The following is a 14,695-nucleotide window of genomic DNA, read 5'->3' on the forward strand; positions in this document are numbered from 1 at the left end:
GTTAATACTTCGTTTAGGAATAAAATTAACGCTTTGTGCCGTCCGATTAATACGGGGGGTAAATTTGTACGCAGAATTGCTTAAAATTGTAAAATACCTGTATAGCTACTTCACGGTATTTCTATCGCTGTATTTTAGGAAAATACCAGTATCGAAAATGGTCCACAAACAGCTTCTTTGTCCGCATGCTTTTAGTGCTGCATTAGCCCAGGTATTACAGGTTTTGAAAATGCTGTAACTCCCCTTTGCCTCATAAAAGGCATCGCCAATATCGTAATGGATATTCGATTTTACATTGATCAAATGTCCGGCTTCATCTTTTTTGAAGCTATTTAAGATGTAATCGATCAACTGTCGATATTGCGTTTTGCTGATGCTAATTTTCTTACAGTCCGCATCTTCCCGAATGTTTTTGTAGTAAGTGGTGTGCATGGCAGATGTGCTTAAGCCTGAAATGGCCCTGAGCCCATTGCTGAGTTTAAGGTCTGAAAATTCTGGTGTTTCCAGGTAGAATTTCTTGTCGCCCCAACCCATCGCCAGGTATTGATAAGTGCTATCGGCCTCCAGCGTATTTTGGTAACTGATTTCTTTTGTCCAGTTCATTTCTGCGCTTACCGCCGGAACGATAATATCAGTATGTACGCCGTTAGTCATAATATATATGTTAACTTCCTTAGCGTTTGTTGGATTGGCATTTATAGTGATACGCGAACAAGCAAAAGCCGTTAAAAAATAAAATCCAATCAGCATGATCAAAGCAATGCAGCATCTGCCAGCATATTTTAAAAACCTTTTGTTCATTTCGATCGGATTATTTTATCCTTAATACAGCATTTAAGTTTTTGGTAACCCATTTGCTGCGGGATATCGATTTTATTGATGGCGGCATCGAAAAACATGATTTTTTGCGACTTCAACTAATACCTACATTCACAGCATGATAAAAGGACTGTTTGAAACCCATATTTATGTTGAAGATTTGGCAAGATCGATCGATTTTTACAGCAATACCCTGGGCTTAACACAATGCCATTACGAAGAAGAACGCAGAATTGCATTTTTCTGGATAGGGAAACCAAAAGAAGCGATGCTGGGGATCTGGGAAAAACCAAAAGTTGAGGTTGATGTCAGGCATTTTGCCTTTCGTTGCGACCTGGAAGACGTACTGCACAAATCGATTAGTTTTCTCGAATCTAAAAACATAAAGCCCTATAACTTTCTTAAAAATGGAAGCCACGAACCTATGGTTTTCGCCTGGATGCCAGCCCTGGCCATTTATTTTAATGATCCTGACGGGCATGTATTGGAATTTATTGCCATTTTAGAAGGAGAGGCCAGGCCAGAGTTGGGCGTGACTTCTTACCAGGATTGGTTAAATAGAAATATTTAATGTAATCTTATTATAGAATTGTCATCCTGAGCTTGTCGAAGGATCTATGAATATTGCTTAAAGCATTTCGACAAGTTCAATGTGACAATGTTCATAACAAATAGTTTAACCGGAAAATTTCCGCAGGGCTTCAGCTGTTGAGCCCAAAAAATTAATGTGTTTGCCTTTGTTACTTTCGTAAATAAAATCTTTGATGCTTTTGCTTTGATATGGACTAAAATCGCCAATAATGGCCAGGCTTACCCGGTAATTTGAAAACTTTTGGAGAATTTCTCCGGCTATCCCGTTTTTAAGGTCAAAGAAATCGGGCGTGATATTGCGTTCGTGGATAATAATTTTATCAAAACCCTGGTAATATAGGTTCCCCAATAAATCTAATCCATCTTCTGCATGATTAATGATGATTTCTTCCGAAATGAGCTCGGCAATATTGGTATTGTTTATGGTGTGTGATTCAATTTTCATCGGTAATTTTAAATAGGCGGATAAAGGTAATGATATTCATTTCCTTGCTGCTAATATAAATTTTGCTTTTAAACAGAACATCTGGTAAAAATCTGTTTATTCTATTTTAGAATTTTATAGCGATATTAGCCTTTAAAGCTAATTATCCTCCCACAACCATGCAAGAAATCGATATTGTTGCTTATGCCTTTTCTCAGTTTGCTAAAATGGACGCCGAAGCGTTCGAATCCTCAAAACCACACTGGAAAATAAAACAATATAAAAAAGGCGATTTCTATAACCAGCATAGAACGGTTTGCAAATTTTTAGGATTTATCATCGATGGGGTATTTCGCTCTTATGTGGTTGATGAGAAAAGCGGCGAAGAGAAAAATGTATTCCTATATTCAGGCAACCAGTTTGTAGTAACCTTTAAAAGTTTTATTAACCAACAACCTTGCGATTACCATACACAAGCCATGACTGATGCGACTGTGGTTTATATCCATATTGATGATTTATTGCAATTGTACCAGCAATCTCATCAATGGGAAACTTTTGGACGGCTTTTGGCGCAGGAGGCATTTAACATTGCTATGGATAGGGCCGAGAGTTTTGTTTTTAAAACACCCGAGCAGCGTTACCTCGATCTGATTAAATACCACCCGCAAATTTTTAATAATATTCCGCTCTATCATATTTCCTCTTATTTGGGCATTCAAGGGCCATCATTAAGCAGGATAAGAAAAAGACTTACAGGTAAATAACGATTTTAACTTAGGTTAAAATTATTGCTGTTTTTAAGCTGGAGATTTGAGGTATCAAATTAAAACTAAAAACAACATGAAAACTTTAAAATCAAAAACAATCGTATTTGTACATGGTCTATTTGTAAACAATAAAAGCTGGGAAAATTGGAAAACTTTCTTCGAAGCTAAAGGTTACACCGTTTATACACCTGCAAATCCATCGCATGAAGGTGATCCAACTACTTTAAGAACCAACATTGATCCAAATCTAACTAAGGTAAATTTCGTTGATGTGGTGAATAACCTTGTGAAATTTATCGACGCCCTGCCAGAGAAACCCATCCTGATCGGACACTCATTGGGCGGTTTAACCGTTCAAAAATTAATGGACCTGGGTAAAGGCGAAGCTGGGGTAATGATTGATGGTGCCCCTCCAATGGGTGTGATTCCATATGAATGGAGTTTCTGGAAATCTAATTTTACCGTGGTTAATCCATTTAAAGGTAATTCTGTTTTTATGCCTACTAAATCGTGGTTCCATTATACCTTCGGGAATACTTTACCAAGAGCAGCATCTGATCAGGTATTTGATGAGTTTGTGGTGCCAGAAAGCAGAGCGATTGCCTGGGGAACCTTAAAAAGTTATGCCAAGGTAGATTTTAAAAAAGCCCACCAACCTTTATTGTTTATCGCTGGCGAAAAAGACCATATCATGCCAGCGAGTTTGAACAAAAGAAATTTTAAAGCCTACAAAAATCCAGATAGTATAACCGATTTTAAAATGTTTGAAGGAAGAGGCCACTTCATTTGTGGTGAGAAAAACTGGGAAGAAGTAGCAACTTATATCTACAACTGGATCAAAAACTAAATTCCTGACAGGTTTACTTAAGGTTTTAAATTAATTCTAACCGGAAAGGCGGGTGTGTAAGAAAGGAAAAACATTGCGCTCGCTTTTCTGTTTAAAAATGAGATAATTACAACATTATCATCATATTAAATAGTGAGAGATATAGTAGAAAATCCATTTCAAAACACTATCTTTGCGCCAAATTTGAGGCGCATTTTATGCAAAAGATTAGAAATATAGCTATTATAGCACACGTTGACCACGGCAAAACTACTTTGGTTGATAAGATTTTACATTCTTGTTCTATTTTTCGTGACAACGAACAAACAGGAGATTTGATATTGGATAACAACGATTTAGAGCGCGAGCGTGGTATCACGATTGTATCTAAAAACGTATCGGTTCAATACAAAGACGTAAAAATTAACATTATTGACACTCCTGGTCACGCGGATTTCGGCGGTGAGGTAGAGCGTGTTTTGAAAATGGCAGATGGTGTACTTTTACTTTGCGATGCTTTTGAAGGTGCAATGCCTCAAACGCGTTTCGTAACGCAAAAAGCTTTGGCCCTTGGTTTAAAACCAATTGTGGTAGTAAACAAAGTGGATAAAGAAAACTGTCGCCCGGAAGAGGTTTACGAGCAAATTTTCGAATTGTTCTTTAACCTTGAAGCCACTGAAGATCAATTGGATTTCCCGGTAATTTACGGTTCATCTAAGCAAGGATGGATGAGTACAGACTGGAAAGTACCAACTACTGATATCTTCGCTTTATTAGATGCAGTTGTGGCTAACATTCCACCTGCACCAATTAACGACGGTACTTTGCAAATGCAGATCACTTCGTTAGATTATTCATCTTTCGTTGGTCGTATCGCAATTGGTCGTGTACACCGTGGTACAATTAAAGAAAACCAACCGGTTACTTTAATTAAACGCGATGGTAAAATTGTAAAATCAAGAGTAAAAGAACTTTATACTTTCGAAGGTTTAGGAAAAATCCGTACTTCAGAAGTAAGTTCAGGTGATATTTGTGCGGTTGTAGGTATTGATGGATTTGATATTGGCGATACTATTGCTGATTTCGAAGCACCAGAACAATTACCGGTGATCAGCATTGATGAGCCAACCATGAACATGTTGTTCACCATTAACAACTCTCCGTTTTTTGGTAAAGAAGGTAAATTAGTAACCTCTCAGCGTATTAAAGAACGTTTATACAAAGAGATGGAGAAAAACTTAGCTTTAAAAGTTGTTGAAACAGCTTCTCCAGATGCCTGGTTAGTTTATGGTCGTGGTATTCTCCATTTATCTGTATTAATCGAAACGATGCGTCGTGAAGGTTATGAGATTCAGGTAGGTCAGCCTCAGGTTATCATTAAAGAAATTGATGGTAAAAAACATGAGCCGATTGAAACTTTAATCGTTGATGTTCCGGGAGAAGTTTCTGGTAAAGTAATCGAATTGGTAACTCAACGTAAAGGTGAGTTGTTAATTATGGAGCCAAAAGGCGATTTACAACACTTAGAATTCGAAATTCCGGCACGTGGTATCATTGGTTTACGTAATAACGTTTTAACTGCTACAGCAGGAGAGGCGATTATGGCACACCGTTTCAAAGCTTACGAGCCTTGGAAAGGTACAATCCCAGGTCGTTTAAATGGTGTATTGGTTTCAATGGAAAAAGGACAAACTACAGCTTATTCAATTGATAAGTTACAAGATAGAGGTCGTTTCTTCATCGATCCTGGAACTGATGTTTACGAAGGTCAGATTATGGGTGAGCACATCCGTGATAACGATTTAGTGGTAAACGTGGTAAAAGGTAAAGCATTAACCAACATGCGTGCTTCTGGTACTGATGATAACACGCGTATCGCACCAGCAATTAAATTCTCTTTAGAAGAAGCAATGGAATACATCCAGGCTGATGAATATATCGAGGTTACACCGCAAAGCATGCGTTTACGTAAAATCTTCTTAACAGAACAAGAACGTAAAGTTAAAGGAAAGCAATTCGCTTAATTCCTTAAACATATACATATTAAAGCCCCGATGTAAATCGGGGCTTTTTGCGTTTTAACGTTAAAGGTTGCTAATGGGTTTACCACCTGAGCTACCTAAGAACATCTGAGCTGGGCACATCATTTATGTTTCTAATTAGAGTTGACAACTTTAATAGTCAATAGGAGCTGAAGTTGTCAATTCTTGTGTTAAATCTTAAACGGTAATAGAAATAATAAGGAAAGCAGTTTTAGTGCATTTTTTAAGGTTAGTCCTTCTTTCCGCTAAATCCCCGATGAAGAATCGGGGGATACCGCTGCAATAAGGTTTAGAACGGTTAGGGCTGTGATTATAGATTGGGTTGATTATTCACCTAATTTGAGCGTTGCCGACTTCAATGGCAGGGGAGAACAACTTAGGGTAAGGTGTTGCTGGTCAGTTAAATCGTTAATCAATGTGCAATTTTTGTCAGCGATTTTTCATAAAACCTGTAGGAATAAAAAAACTAACAATTAGATGGCAATTAATTTTGCGTTCAGTTTTAATTTTGTGTTTTTGCCAGCAAACTAATGATCCACCATCATGATTAATAAAGGGTTATCCAAAACGGGTATATTTTTATTAAATATGCTCTCGCTGTTGCCGCTATTTATTTTATACAGATTGGCGGATGCTTTTTACGTGTTAATATTTTATGTTTTTGGCTACCGCAGGAAAGTGGTTAGGGAAAATCTGGTTAATGCGTTTCCTGAGAAAAATACGATCGAAATCAATGCGATAGAAAAGCGTTTTTATAAATTTTTGTCTTCACTTTTTATTGAAGTGATCAAAATGAAAAGCATTTCTAAAAAAGAATTAAACAAAAGGGTAAAATTTAAAAATACCGATCTGGTAGAAGCTTACCTCAAAAATAACGAAAGTGTACTTTTCTGTTCATCACATTATGGCAATTACGAATGGGTGTGTATGGCAATTGGTTTAAACTTTTCGGGCGAACATTTCCCGATTTATAAACCGTTAAGTAGCGAAGCTTTCGATAACTGGTTTCTGACCATGAGAAGCAAATTTGGCAACCAAATGGTATCCATGCGCCAAACTTTAAGGGCAATCCAATCCAATAAGAATAAACCAACCATGTTTACCTTTGGCAGCGATCAGGCACCTTCAAAAGACGAATCGAACTACTGGACAAGCTTTTTAAATCAGGAATCTTCTATACAACTGGGGATTGAGAAAATCGCGAAAAAAACGAACCGTCCGGTTTTTTATCTGAAAATCAATTATTTGAAAAGAGGATATTACGAAGTAGATTGTGTGCCAATCTGTTTAAATCCCGCCGAAACTGCCGAGTTTGAAATTACCGAAATGCATACCCGCTTTTTAGAGGATATGATTAAAGAAGCCCCTGCTTATTGGTTATGGAGCCATCGCAGATGGAAATATAAACCTGAACCAAAGGTTTCAAAAGTGATGTCAAATGATCAGAATAGAATGGATGCCATGGCTTAGGCTAATCCATTTGTCTAAATATGAAAACTAACATTTTCGTGGCATAATTTTTTAAGGTGCTTTTTAAATTAGCATTTTTAAAATTTCTGGTATGATTAAAAAGGGGATTTCCCATCTGGGAATATTTTTTTTAGGCGTATTATCTTTGTTCCCATTATCTGTTTTATACATACTGGCCGATGGAACTTATCTACTGTTATACTTTGTTTTTGGTTATCGGCGCAAAGTGGTCAGGAAAAACCTGTTAAACGCATTTCCTGATAAAACATTACAAGAGATTATTACGATCGAAAAACGGTTTTACCGTTATCTGGCCTCTCTGGTTTTCGAAATTGTTAAAATGAATAGCATCTCCAAACAAGAGATCGAAAGGCGTTTTGTGTTTAAAAACAAAGAACAGGTCCAGGCATATTTAGATCGTGGCCAGAGTGTATTGATCTGTTCAGCACATTATGGTAACTGGGAGTGGGGTACTTTGGGCATCGGGCTTAACTTTTCTGCAGATCATTATCCAATTTATAAACCCTTAACAAACCCTACGTTTGATAATTGGTTTAAAAAAGTACGAAGCAAATTTGGCAATCAATTAATTGCCATGCGGCAAACCATGCGGGCTTTGCAGGCGAGTAAAGATAAACCAAGCATGTTTAGTTTTGGGAACGACCAGGCGCCCTCGAAAGACGAATCGCATTACTGGACAAGTTTTATGCATCAGCCCAGTTCTGTTCAGCTTGGGATTGAAAAAATTGCAAAACGCACCAATCAACCTATATTTTATTTCAAAATCAATGTGCTGAAACGCGGTTTTTATGAAGTTGATTGTGTGCCGTTATGCTTAAATCCGGCTGAAACCGCTGAGTTCGAAATTACCGAAATGCATACCCGTTTTTTGGAAGAAATAATCAGGGCAAAGCCAGCGTATTGGTTGTGGAGCCATCGAAGGTGGAAATATAAGCCTAAACACCAGCTGCTTTTTGCTTCAAATGAAATACTAAAGCAGGCATAATTTCCTAAATATTTTATATTTGTTGTGATAATGCCTGCCGATGAAAACCTTTAAAAAAATACTGTTAATCCTGATTTATTCGTTTTTCTTATCATTACTGGCATTATTCCTATGGAAACCATATTTGTTGAATGTATTAAAACATAGAACGCCCAACGCCGAAACCTACAAAATTTTCCCACAGGAAATTTCACATAAAAGCGATTCTGCCTTTCATTTTATCAGACCGGCTCAGCAGCGGAACGATTTAGATACACTGCATGTTTTAGATGGGAATAACCAATCTATTCCATTGAAGGAGTATTTAAAAAATGGACAGATCAATGTTTTTATCGTGATCAGGAATGATAGTGTTTTATATGAGCGATATAACTCGGGTTATAGCGACAGTACTTTGACGAGTATATTTTCTGGCGCTAAAAGCATGATTTCTATTATGCTCGGTCAGGCCTTAAATAATCATAGTATTAATAGCCTGAATGATAAAGTAACCCGGTACATTCCCGAATTAAAATCGAACCCTGCCTTTGAACAAATTACCCTGAAAAATCTGCTGGATATGAAATCGGGCCTTGAATTTCAGGATGCGTTGGGCGGAATAGTAAAGGCATTTTTTTCTGATGAGGCTAAATATTATTATACCAATGATATGAAAGCACAGCTGATGAAAGTTAAGCTGGTAAATCAACCAGGCACAGTTTGGAAATACAAAAGTATCGATCCGATTGTATTGGGCTGGGTTTTACAAAAAGCAACAGGGAAATCTATAGCGCAATATTTTGAAGCCAATGTATGGAAAAAAATCGGGGCAGCGTATAATGCAAGCTGGGGATTAGACCAGGTGAACGGTTTGACAAATACCGCGAGCCGTTTTCAGGTTACAGCTATTGATTTCGCTAAAATTGGCCGGTTATATTTAAACAAAGGAAAATACAATGGTAAACAGGTCGTGCCTGAGCGTTGGGTGGATCAATCGGTCAATATTGGTTCAGAACAACCTGCTTCTGCAAAGGGCTGGCAAAAATCGGCACATCATTACCTCTGGTGGATTCCGCAGGAAGGGGATAAAGGAGATTACGCTGCAGAGGGAATGCTTGGCCAAAGGTTATATATGGATCCAAGAACAAACACCATTATTGTGCAGTTTGCTGATCGTGGTGCCGGTCATTATCCTTACCGCAAAATCAGCAGGTATTTAAGTGGTCTGCCGTTTAGCTATCCGAAGTCTTAACCGCAAAGTTCGCAAAGTAATCAGGAGCGCAAATAACGCTACGGATTTTTTCTTTCTTCGCGTAAAACTTAGCGGCCTTTGCGGTTAATTTTTTAAAATAGTACATTGCCGCTGCATGGAAAACAACGATGTAAGAATTTCAAAAAAGAAGCCGATTTTTCCGGTAACACCTGCTTTGCAGAAATATTTGCGTACTTACCAGCGTGAAGCGAAATTACCCATTGGTTATCACGATTTAATGCAGTTTAATGAAGCTTTTCCTTTAATGGATAAGTTTGGTAAAGATTCGCTTTGGGAAGGACCGATATATGCACAGGATTTAATTGAAACCTTACACGATGGTTTAAAAGAAATTTATGCAAACTTAAAAGCATCCGGCAATTTGCGCATCGTTGAGCATAAGTACATCGATAAAATAGAATACTGCACCTTCGGCAATACCCATCCTTTTCGTATCCGCATTGTAAACCGCTTAAATGATGTTTACGATTATTTCTATATTAAAAAAGCCGATGCCTCGCGTATTTATGGTTTAGAAATGGAAGAAATCCTTTCACCTAACCAGGTAAATTATCTTGTTGACGGCAATACCTTAGTAGAAGAGCATATTGCCGGGATTCCAGGTGATGTTTTTACAAAAGGACAGTTGTATACGCCAGAGTTTAACCCCACCAGAATAGCAAAAGAATTTGTAAAGTTTAATGAGCGCTGTTTGATTATGCTTTTGGGTGATATGCGGGCTTATAACTTTGTGGTACAGATTACACCCGATTTCGATGATATCCAGTTCCGTATCCGTGCAATAGACTTTGACCAACAGTTTTACGAAGGAAATTTGAAGGTTTATCTGCCACAGTTTTTTAAAGAAAATCTACCTTATGTAAAAATGAGCATGGAGCAATTGACAGATAAAACGGTACTGCAATACCAGCAGGAAGAACGCTCGTCTATTGTGCATCGGGTAAGGAGCGAACGGCATCGCCTAACCGATCTCCGCGACGTTTCGAATAAAGAAGAATTAACCACACCCGAAAATATCGCGCTCTTAAAACAGAGTATGAGCGATTATTTTAAGGATACAAATTATTTGCGCTGTAAAACCATGACGGATATTATTGAATTGAATATCAAAAATATCATCAGGCAGGTTAAATTGTAAAGCTCCGTGGTAACACCTGACAGCACGCAGAGAAGACAAAAATAAAAACGGCCAGCAAGCTGCCAACCGTTTTTGAGTGAATCTAGAAAGAGCGTCCAAAGTTTTTAGGCATGCTGCCCCTCATGAACACCCTCGGCAAATTCCTCTACAATTTTATCGTTAAAAGCAGGTAAATCTTTTGGTGTACGGCTCGTAACCAAACGCTGGTCTACCACTACTTCCTCATCCGACCAAAGTGCGCCTGCGTTAATTAAATCCTGTGAAATATTCTTTACTGAAGTCAGTTTTCTTCCTTGAACAACATCTGCGTTGATTAAAGTCTGTGGGCCGTGGCAAATCGCGGCAACAGGCTTTCCATCAGCAAAAAAAGACTTTACAAAAGCCAGGGCATCTTCGTTAACGCGTAACTGATCAGGATTAATTACGCCACCCGGTAAAAGTAAACCGTTGTAATCATCGGCATTTGCTTCCGAAATGGTCTTATCAACATCAACCTCTATCGACCAATGATCGTGGTCCCAGGCTTTTATTTTTCCGCTTTTTGAGGAGATAATGTGAACGGTTGCGCCCTCTTCTTTTAACCTTTTAACTGGTTCGGTTAATTCTACTTCTTCAAATCCGCTTTCTGAAAGTACAGCAATAGTGCGGTTACTTAATTGTCCCATAATCTTTAAATTTTTAATAGGTGATATATTAAAGACAGTTAAGAAAAATTATTGTTTTTAGAAATTTGAGATTGCGGTATAAATTAAACCCGATCATCATGCTATCCCAAATCTTCGGAATCTGCATCATTTGGGTAATAGTACTGTCTAGTTAGGATAGATTCTGAAACAAGTTCAGAATGACGACCTGCAGGAGATTAGCTAATCGTTGGTTCTGCGATGTTTTACAAAATACAAGGCCAAATTGCCTGCAATAATGATATGATTAAAAATATTGGGTACTAAACCATAATATTTGGTAAAGATTTTAAAGCGTTCTTTTAAACTTTCGCGGTGTTTTTTCTTGCTCATTCCACCAACCAGATACTTGGCCACATAGCGGTGAACGTTTACAATATTCGAAGCCTTTTTTGCCGCTTTGATAATCCAGTCAATATCGGCACTATATCGATAAGTTAAATCGTAAGGGGTAATAATGCTTCGTCGGATATAAATGGCTTGGTGGCTGATGTTCATGCCATACTTAAAACTCGTCCAGTCGAATTCTTCAGGCGCTTCATGCCTTCTGCGACCTAGATTTTCCCAATTATCATTGTACATTTCGGTTTCGCCGTAATAAATGTCGGCGCCAGGGGCTGTAGCAAAAACATCTTCTACCGTATGTTTATCGTAAATCTCATCGCCTGAATTCATGAATAAAACATAATCGCCAGTAGCTAGTGCCAAACCTTTGTTCATGGCATCATAAATGCCTTTATCGGGTTCGGATACAATTTTTGTAATCCGATCTTCGTAACGCTGCACAACTTGCAAAGTACCATCTGTAGAGGCTCCATCTATTACAATATATTCAATTTTTTTATAGCTCTGATTGAGGACAGACTGAATGGTACGTTCGATATCTCGAACATTATTGTAAACAATGGTGATGACAGTTAGCTTTGGCAAGGGATGGCTTTTTGGTTTGGAGTAAATTTAATAAAGATTGTGCAAATTTTTCTGCCTCAATGTGAAAATGAAATTGGGTAAACATTTGACCTGCGAACCAAGGAATTAAGCTAAATTTATCGTGGTGTTAAACAATTAATCCATCAACTTTTTGAGGGTTTCTACATCCGGTAATAAGCCTTTATAAGCAGATGGCAGTACCTTACTGGTTTTGTAGGTAGAAACACCCATTGCTTTGTTAAAATCCCTGAAGGAGAACTCCACCACTTTGTTGTTTTTTTCTTTGCATAAAATGATGCCTATTGAGGGTTGTTCGTGAGGTTGCTTTATATATTCATCCAGAGCTGAAAGGTAGAAATTCATTTTGCCCATGTATTCTGGCTTAAATTTGCCAGTTTTTAACTCAAAAGCCACCAGACACTGTAAACGTCGGTTAAAAAATAAAAGGTCTAAAAAATACTCTTCTTCTTCTACAATCAACCGGTACTGATTGCCAATAAAAGCAAAATCAGAACCTAATGACATTAGGAATTTTTTAACATTATGTACGATTTCACTTTCTAAAACCCGCTCATCATTTATGTCAGTATCTTCAATGTTGATGAAGTCCAGCAAATATTCATCTTTGAAAGTCTGCAGTGCTTTTTGCCTTATGTCATCATTAGAAATTGTTTTCGAAAAGTTGTTTGGTAAACTACCAGAATTACTAAATGATTTGATTTTGAGGTGGTGTTTTAACGTAGCTAAACTCCAAAATTCGGTTGCTGTTTTTTGGATGTAATATATCTTTTCTTCCAAAGTCTTTGTAGATTGGATTAACTCTACATGATGTGAAAAACTTAGTTTAAAGAAATGATTTTCAATTTGGGCCAACAGTGTTGGGCTAATTTTAACAATCTCATTATCAGTGTTTTGAATTTGGTCCAACAGTGTTGGTCTAAATTCAAGCTGCTCGATTTCAATGATTGATGATTGGCCTATTTCTGATGGCTTGATTATGAAATATTCTTCCCAGAGTTCAAAAAACAATCGCATTCTTTTAATCCCTGTTGCTGAAAATCCTCTTAAGCCAGGTAATTCGGTCTGCAAATCAGCGGAAAGGTTCTCGATAACTTTAGCACCCCATTTTTCTTCTTTAATTTTAACTGAAATAAACTTCCCAACGGCAAAATACAGCGTTAAAAGTTCTTTGTTTACTAAAGTTGCAGCACGATAGCGGCTTTGTAAAATGGCCGACTTCAGGGTCTTAATATTGTCGAGATAACTTTTGCCTGGTTCCATGGTAAGTTTTATTTCGGCTGTAAATCAATCAACGTTTCGTATAGATGGATATGCTCTGCAGCAATTACTTCTTCTGAGAAATCTGTTAAAATACTTAATCTGGCTGCTTTTTGGATTTCTTCTTTATTTGGGCGATGGTAAAGCCACTCAATACCATTTGCCAAATCTTCAGCATTCTGATATTCGGCCAGGTAGCCATTCTGCATGTGTTTAACCATATCCGGAATTCCCCCTGTAGTAAAAGCAACAACAGGGGTAGCACAGGATAAACTTTCCATCACGGTATTGGGCAGGTTATCCTCCAGCGAGGGTGTAATAAATGCATCTGCTGCCGAATAACATTTCGCTAAATGATCATCTTTGTTTATCGTGCCTAAAAAAGTGGTTTTGAAAGGGAACTCAGGCATTTCTGCATTTTCCTTATTTCCGAAAATAACGAGTTCGATATTTTCTTTTTGTATGCCAGCCCTGCGCGATAAAATTTCTAACGCTTCAATTAAATAGGGGGTTCCTTTATGTTTGTCGTTTTTTGAGGGCATAAACCCGCTCATCAACACAAATTTATCTGGATTGATCTTCAGGATTTTTTTAGCTTCTGATTTAACGTAAGGTTTGAAAATTTTAGTTTCTATGGTATTGGGGATTACCGTAGCTTTTCTGGTACCCAATAAACTGCTGAACTTTACCGAAGCTGCCATCCACTTGCTCGGCGCCACGATATGGAAATTTAATTCACCGTATGCTTTCTGTTTGCGCAACCAGGTTTTGTGCGAAATATCATTTTTACCATTGATTTTCAAAATCGGGCAATTACCGCATTGTTGATGAAAGTTTTCGCATCCATAACGCACATGACAGCCCCCTGTAAAAGCATTGCTATCATGAAAAGTCCAAACAATTGGCTTTTCCAGTTCATCAAGCTGCGCTAAAAACTTAGGATTTAAAAAGCCGTGGTTTACCCAATGTAAATGGATAATATCAGCATTTTTAACATCTGGATGGTTAATTACCGAACGGCCAAACCACTGCAAACTGAAAGGGGTTTTTATCGATTTGCTGAGCCATTTGGCAAAATATCTTTCAGATAGGATGTTATAAACGGCCCTGGCTTTTTGAAAAGGCGATTTGCTAAAGGTATCTATTTTCGGATTTTGACCAAATTTATAGTAAACCAATACTTTTGAATCGATTCCACTAGCCTTTAAAGCATCACTTAAGCGCAAACAGGCACGTCCTGCTCCGCCATTTCCATCGTAGGTATTTAGGTGTACTACTTTCAAATCAATCAAAAATACATTTTATTGTTTACGAATATAAAATCTGTTGCGTAATTTCATCTTAATATTTTTTACCGCTTTTTTATTGTAGGATGTATCCTTTAATGTCTAAAATAATCGTCCCTAAGTTTGATGGTTATTTTAAACAAGCTAGGTTAAGGCATCCAAAGCCAAACAAAATAAATC

14 protein-coding genes are annotated in these 14,695 nt (G+C 37.6%); 8 read left to right on the forward strand and 6 right to left on the reverse strand.

Annotated features, from left to right (window positions below; all coding sequences use genetic code 11):
• Nucleotides 1-105: 105 nt before the first annotated feature.
• Nucleotides 106-801 (reverse strand): TIGR02117 family protein, encoded by a 696-nt coding sequence (locus AC04QZ_RS12840; protein WP_478358066.1) that lies wholly within the window; start codon nt 799-801, stop codon nt 106-108.
• A 136-nt stretch (nt 802-937) separates the two neighbouring features.
• Here AC04QZ_RS12840 and AC04QZ_RS12845 point away from each other — a divergent pair, with 136 nt between their 5' ends.
• On the forward strand, nt 938-1,390 hold the full coding sequence (locus AC04QZ_RS12845; RefSeq protein WP_478358067.1) for a VOC family protein: 453 nt from the start codon (nt 938-940) through the stop codon (nt 1,388-1,390).
• Between the two features lie 105 nt (nt 1,391-1,495).
• Here the strand turns inward: AC04QZ_RS12845 and AC04QZ_RS12850 are convergent, their stop codons facing one another.
• A complete protein-coding gene (locus AC04QZ_RS12850; protein ID WP_086548901.1) occupies nt 1,496-1,855 on the reverse strand; it encodes a DUF4180 domain-containing protein in 360 nt (119 codons plus the stop codon).
• Between the two features lie 158 nt (nt 1,856-2,013).
• Between AC04QZ_RS12850 and AC04QZ_RS12855 the strand changes: the two genes are divergently transcribed.
• The 7 genes from AC04QZ_RS12855 (at nt 2,014) to AC04QZ_RS12885 (ending at nt 10,338) form a co-directional block, all read left to right on the forward strand.
• Nucleotides 2,014-2,601, forward strand: a complete 588-nt coding sequence (locus AC04QZ_RS12855) for a Crp/Fnr family transcriptional regulator (RefSeq protein ID WP_478358068.1) — start codon at nt 2,014-2,016, stop codon at nt 2,599-2,601.
• A gap of 76 nt (nt 2,602-2,677) precedes the next feature.
• Nucleotides 2,678-3,451 (forward strand): alpha/beta hydrolase, encoded by a 774-nt coding sequence (locus AC04QZ_RS12860; RefSeq protein ID WP_478358070.1) that lies wholly within the window; start codon nt 2,678-2,680, stop codon nt 3,449-3,451.
• Between the two features lie 197 nt (nt 3,452-3,648).
• The gene (gene typA, locus AC04QZ_RS12865) at nt 3,649-5,454 is read left to right on the forward strand and encodes a translational GTPase TypA (protein WP_086548904.1); all 1,806 of its coding nucleotides are present in this window, start codon (nt 3,649-3,651) and stop codon (nt 5,452-5,454) included.
• A 561-nt stretch (nt 5,455-6,015) separates the two neighbouring features.
• Nucleotides 6,016-6,942 carry a lysophospholipid acyltransferase family protein gene (locus AC04QZ_RS12870; protein ID WP_478358071.1) on the forward strand — a complete coding sequence of 309 codons (927 nt, stop codon included), beginning with the start codon at nt 6,016-6,018 and terminating at the stop codon, nt 6,940-6,942.
• Between the two features lie 91 nt (nt 6,943-7,033).
• On the forward strand, nt 7,034-7,948 hold the full coding sequence (locus AC04QZ_RS12875) for a lysophospholipid acyltransferase family protein (protein WP_478358072.1): 915 nt from the start codon (nt 7,034-7,036) through the stop codon (nt 7,946-7,948).
• A 40-nt stretch (nt 7,949-7,988) separates the two neighbouring features.
• Nucleotides 7,989-9,179 (forward strand): serine hydrolase domain-containing protein, encoded by a 1,191-nt coding sequence (locus tag AC04QZ_RS12880; protein ID WP_478358073.1) that lies wholly within the window; start codon nt 7,989-7,991, stop codon nt 9,177-9,179.
• Between the two features lie 115 nt (nt 9,180-9,294).
• Entirely contained in the window at nt 9,295-10,338 is a 1,044-nt protein-coding gene (locus AC04QZ_RS12885; RefSeq protein ID WP_086548908.1) for a hypothetical protein, read from the forward strand.
• A 104-nt stretch (nt 10,339-10,442) separates the two neighbouring features.
• On the opposite strand, the gene AC04QZ_RS12890 is transcribed toward AC04QZ_RS12885, so the two are convergent.
• The 4 genes from AC04QZ_RS12890 to AC04QZ_RS12905 form a co-directional block, all read right to left on the reverse strand.
• On the reverse strand, nt 10,443-11,003 hold the full coding sequence (locus tag AC04QZ_RS12890; protein ID WP_478358074.1) for a type 1 glutamine amidotransferase domain-containing protein: 561 nt from the start codon (nt 11,001-11,003) through the stop codon (nt 10,443-10,445).
• Nucleotides 11,004-11,204: 201 nt separating this feature from the next.
• The gene (locus AC04QZ_RS12895; RefSeq protein ID WP_086548910.1) at nt 11,205-11,951 is read right to left on the reverse strand and encodes a glycosyltransferase family 2 protein; all 747 of its coding nucleotides are present in this window, start codon (nt 11,949-11,951) and stop codon (nt 11,205-11,207) included.
• A gap of 135 nt (nt 11,952-12,086) precedes the next feature.
• Nucleotides 12,087-13,232 carry a PDDEXK nuclease domain-containing protein gene (locus AC04QZ_RS12900; protein WP_478358075.1) on the reverse strand — a complete coding sequence of 382 codons (1,146 nt, stop codon included), beginning with the start codon at nt 13,230-13,232 and terminating at the stop codon, nt 12,087-12,089.
• Between the two features lie 8 nt (nt 13,233-13,240).
• Nucleotides 13,241-14,521, reverse strand: coding sequence for a glycosyltransferase family 4 protein (locus tag AC04QZ_RS12905; RefSeq protein ID WP_478358077.1), 1,281 nt, complete (start codon nt 14,519-14,521; stop codon nt 13,241-13,243).
• Nucleotides 14,522-14,695: the final 174 nt, after the last annotated feature.

It is taken from the genome of Pedobacter folensis (genome assembly GCF_056490665.1).

Excerpts from the sequence above, each read along its gene's own strand:
- AC04QZ_RS12840 (WP_478358066.1), bottom strand. The coding sequence starts at position 801 with ATGAACAAAAGGTTTTTAAAATATGCTGGCAGATGCTGCATTGCTTTG.
- AC04QZ_RS12860 (WP_478358070.1), top strand. The coding sequence starts at position 2,678 with ATGAAAACTTTAAAATCAAAAACAATCGTATTTGTACATGGTCTATTT.
- AC04QZ_RS12890 (WP_478358074.1), bottom strand. The coding sequence starts at position 11,003 with ATGGGACAATTAAGTAACCGCACTATTGCTGTACTTTCAGAAAGCGGA.
- typA (WP_086548904.1), top strand. The coding sequence starts at position 3,649 with ATGCAAAAGATTAGAAATATAGCTATTATAGCACACGTTGACCACGGC.
- AC04QZ_RS12870 (WP_478358071.1), top strand. The coding sequence starts at position 6,016 with ATGATTAATAAAGGGTTATCCAAAACGGGTATATTTTTATTAAATATG.
- AC04QZ_RS12900 (WP_478358075.1), bottom strand. The coding sequence starts at position 13,232 with ATGGAACCAGGCAAAAGTTATCTCGACAATATTAAGACCCTGAAGTCG.
- AC04QZ_RS12880 (WP_478358073.1), top strand. The coding sequence starts at position 7,989 with ATGAAAACCTTTAAAAAAATACTGTTAATCCTGATTTATTCGTTTTTC.
- AC04QZ_RS12845 (WP_478358067.1), top strand. The coding sequence starts at position 938 with ATGATAAAAGGACTGTTTGAAACCCATATTTATGTTGAAGATTTGGCA.
- AC04QZ_RS12875 (WP_478358072.1), top strand. The coding sequence starts at position 7,034 with ATGATTAAAAAGGGGATTTCCCATCTGGGAATATTTTTTTTAGGCGTA.
- AC04QZ_RS12850 (WP_086548901.1), bottom strand. The coding sequence starts at position 1,855 with ATGAAAATTGAATCACACACCATAAACAATACCAATATTGCCGAGCTC.
- AC04QZ_RS12855 (WP_478358068.1), top strand. The coding sequence starts at position 2,014 with ATGCAAGAAATCGATATTGTTGCTTATGCCTTTTCTCAGTTTGCTAAA.
- AC04QZ_RS12885 (WP_086548908.1), top strand. The coding sequence starts at position 9,295 with ATGGAAAACAACGATGTAAGAATTTCAAAAAAGAAGCCGATTTTTCCG.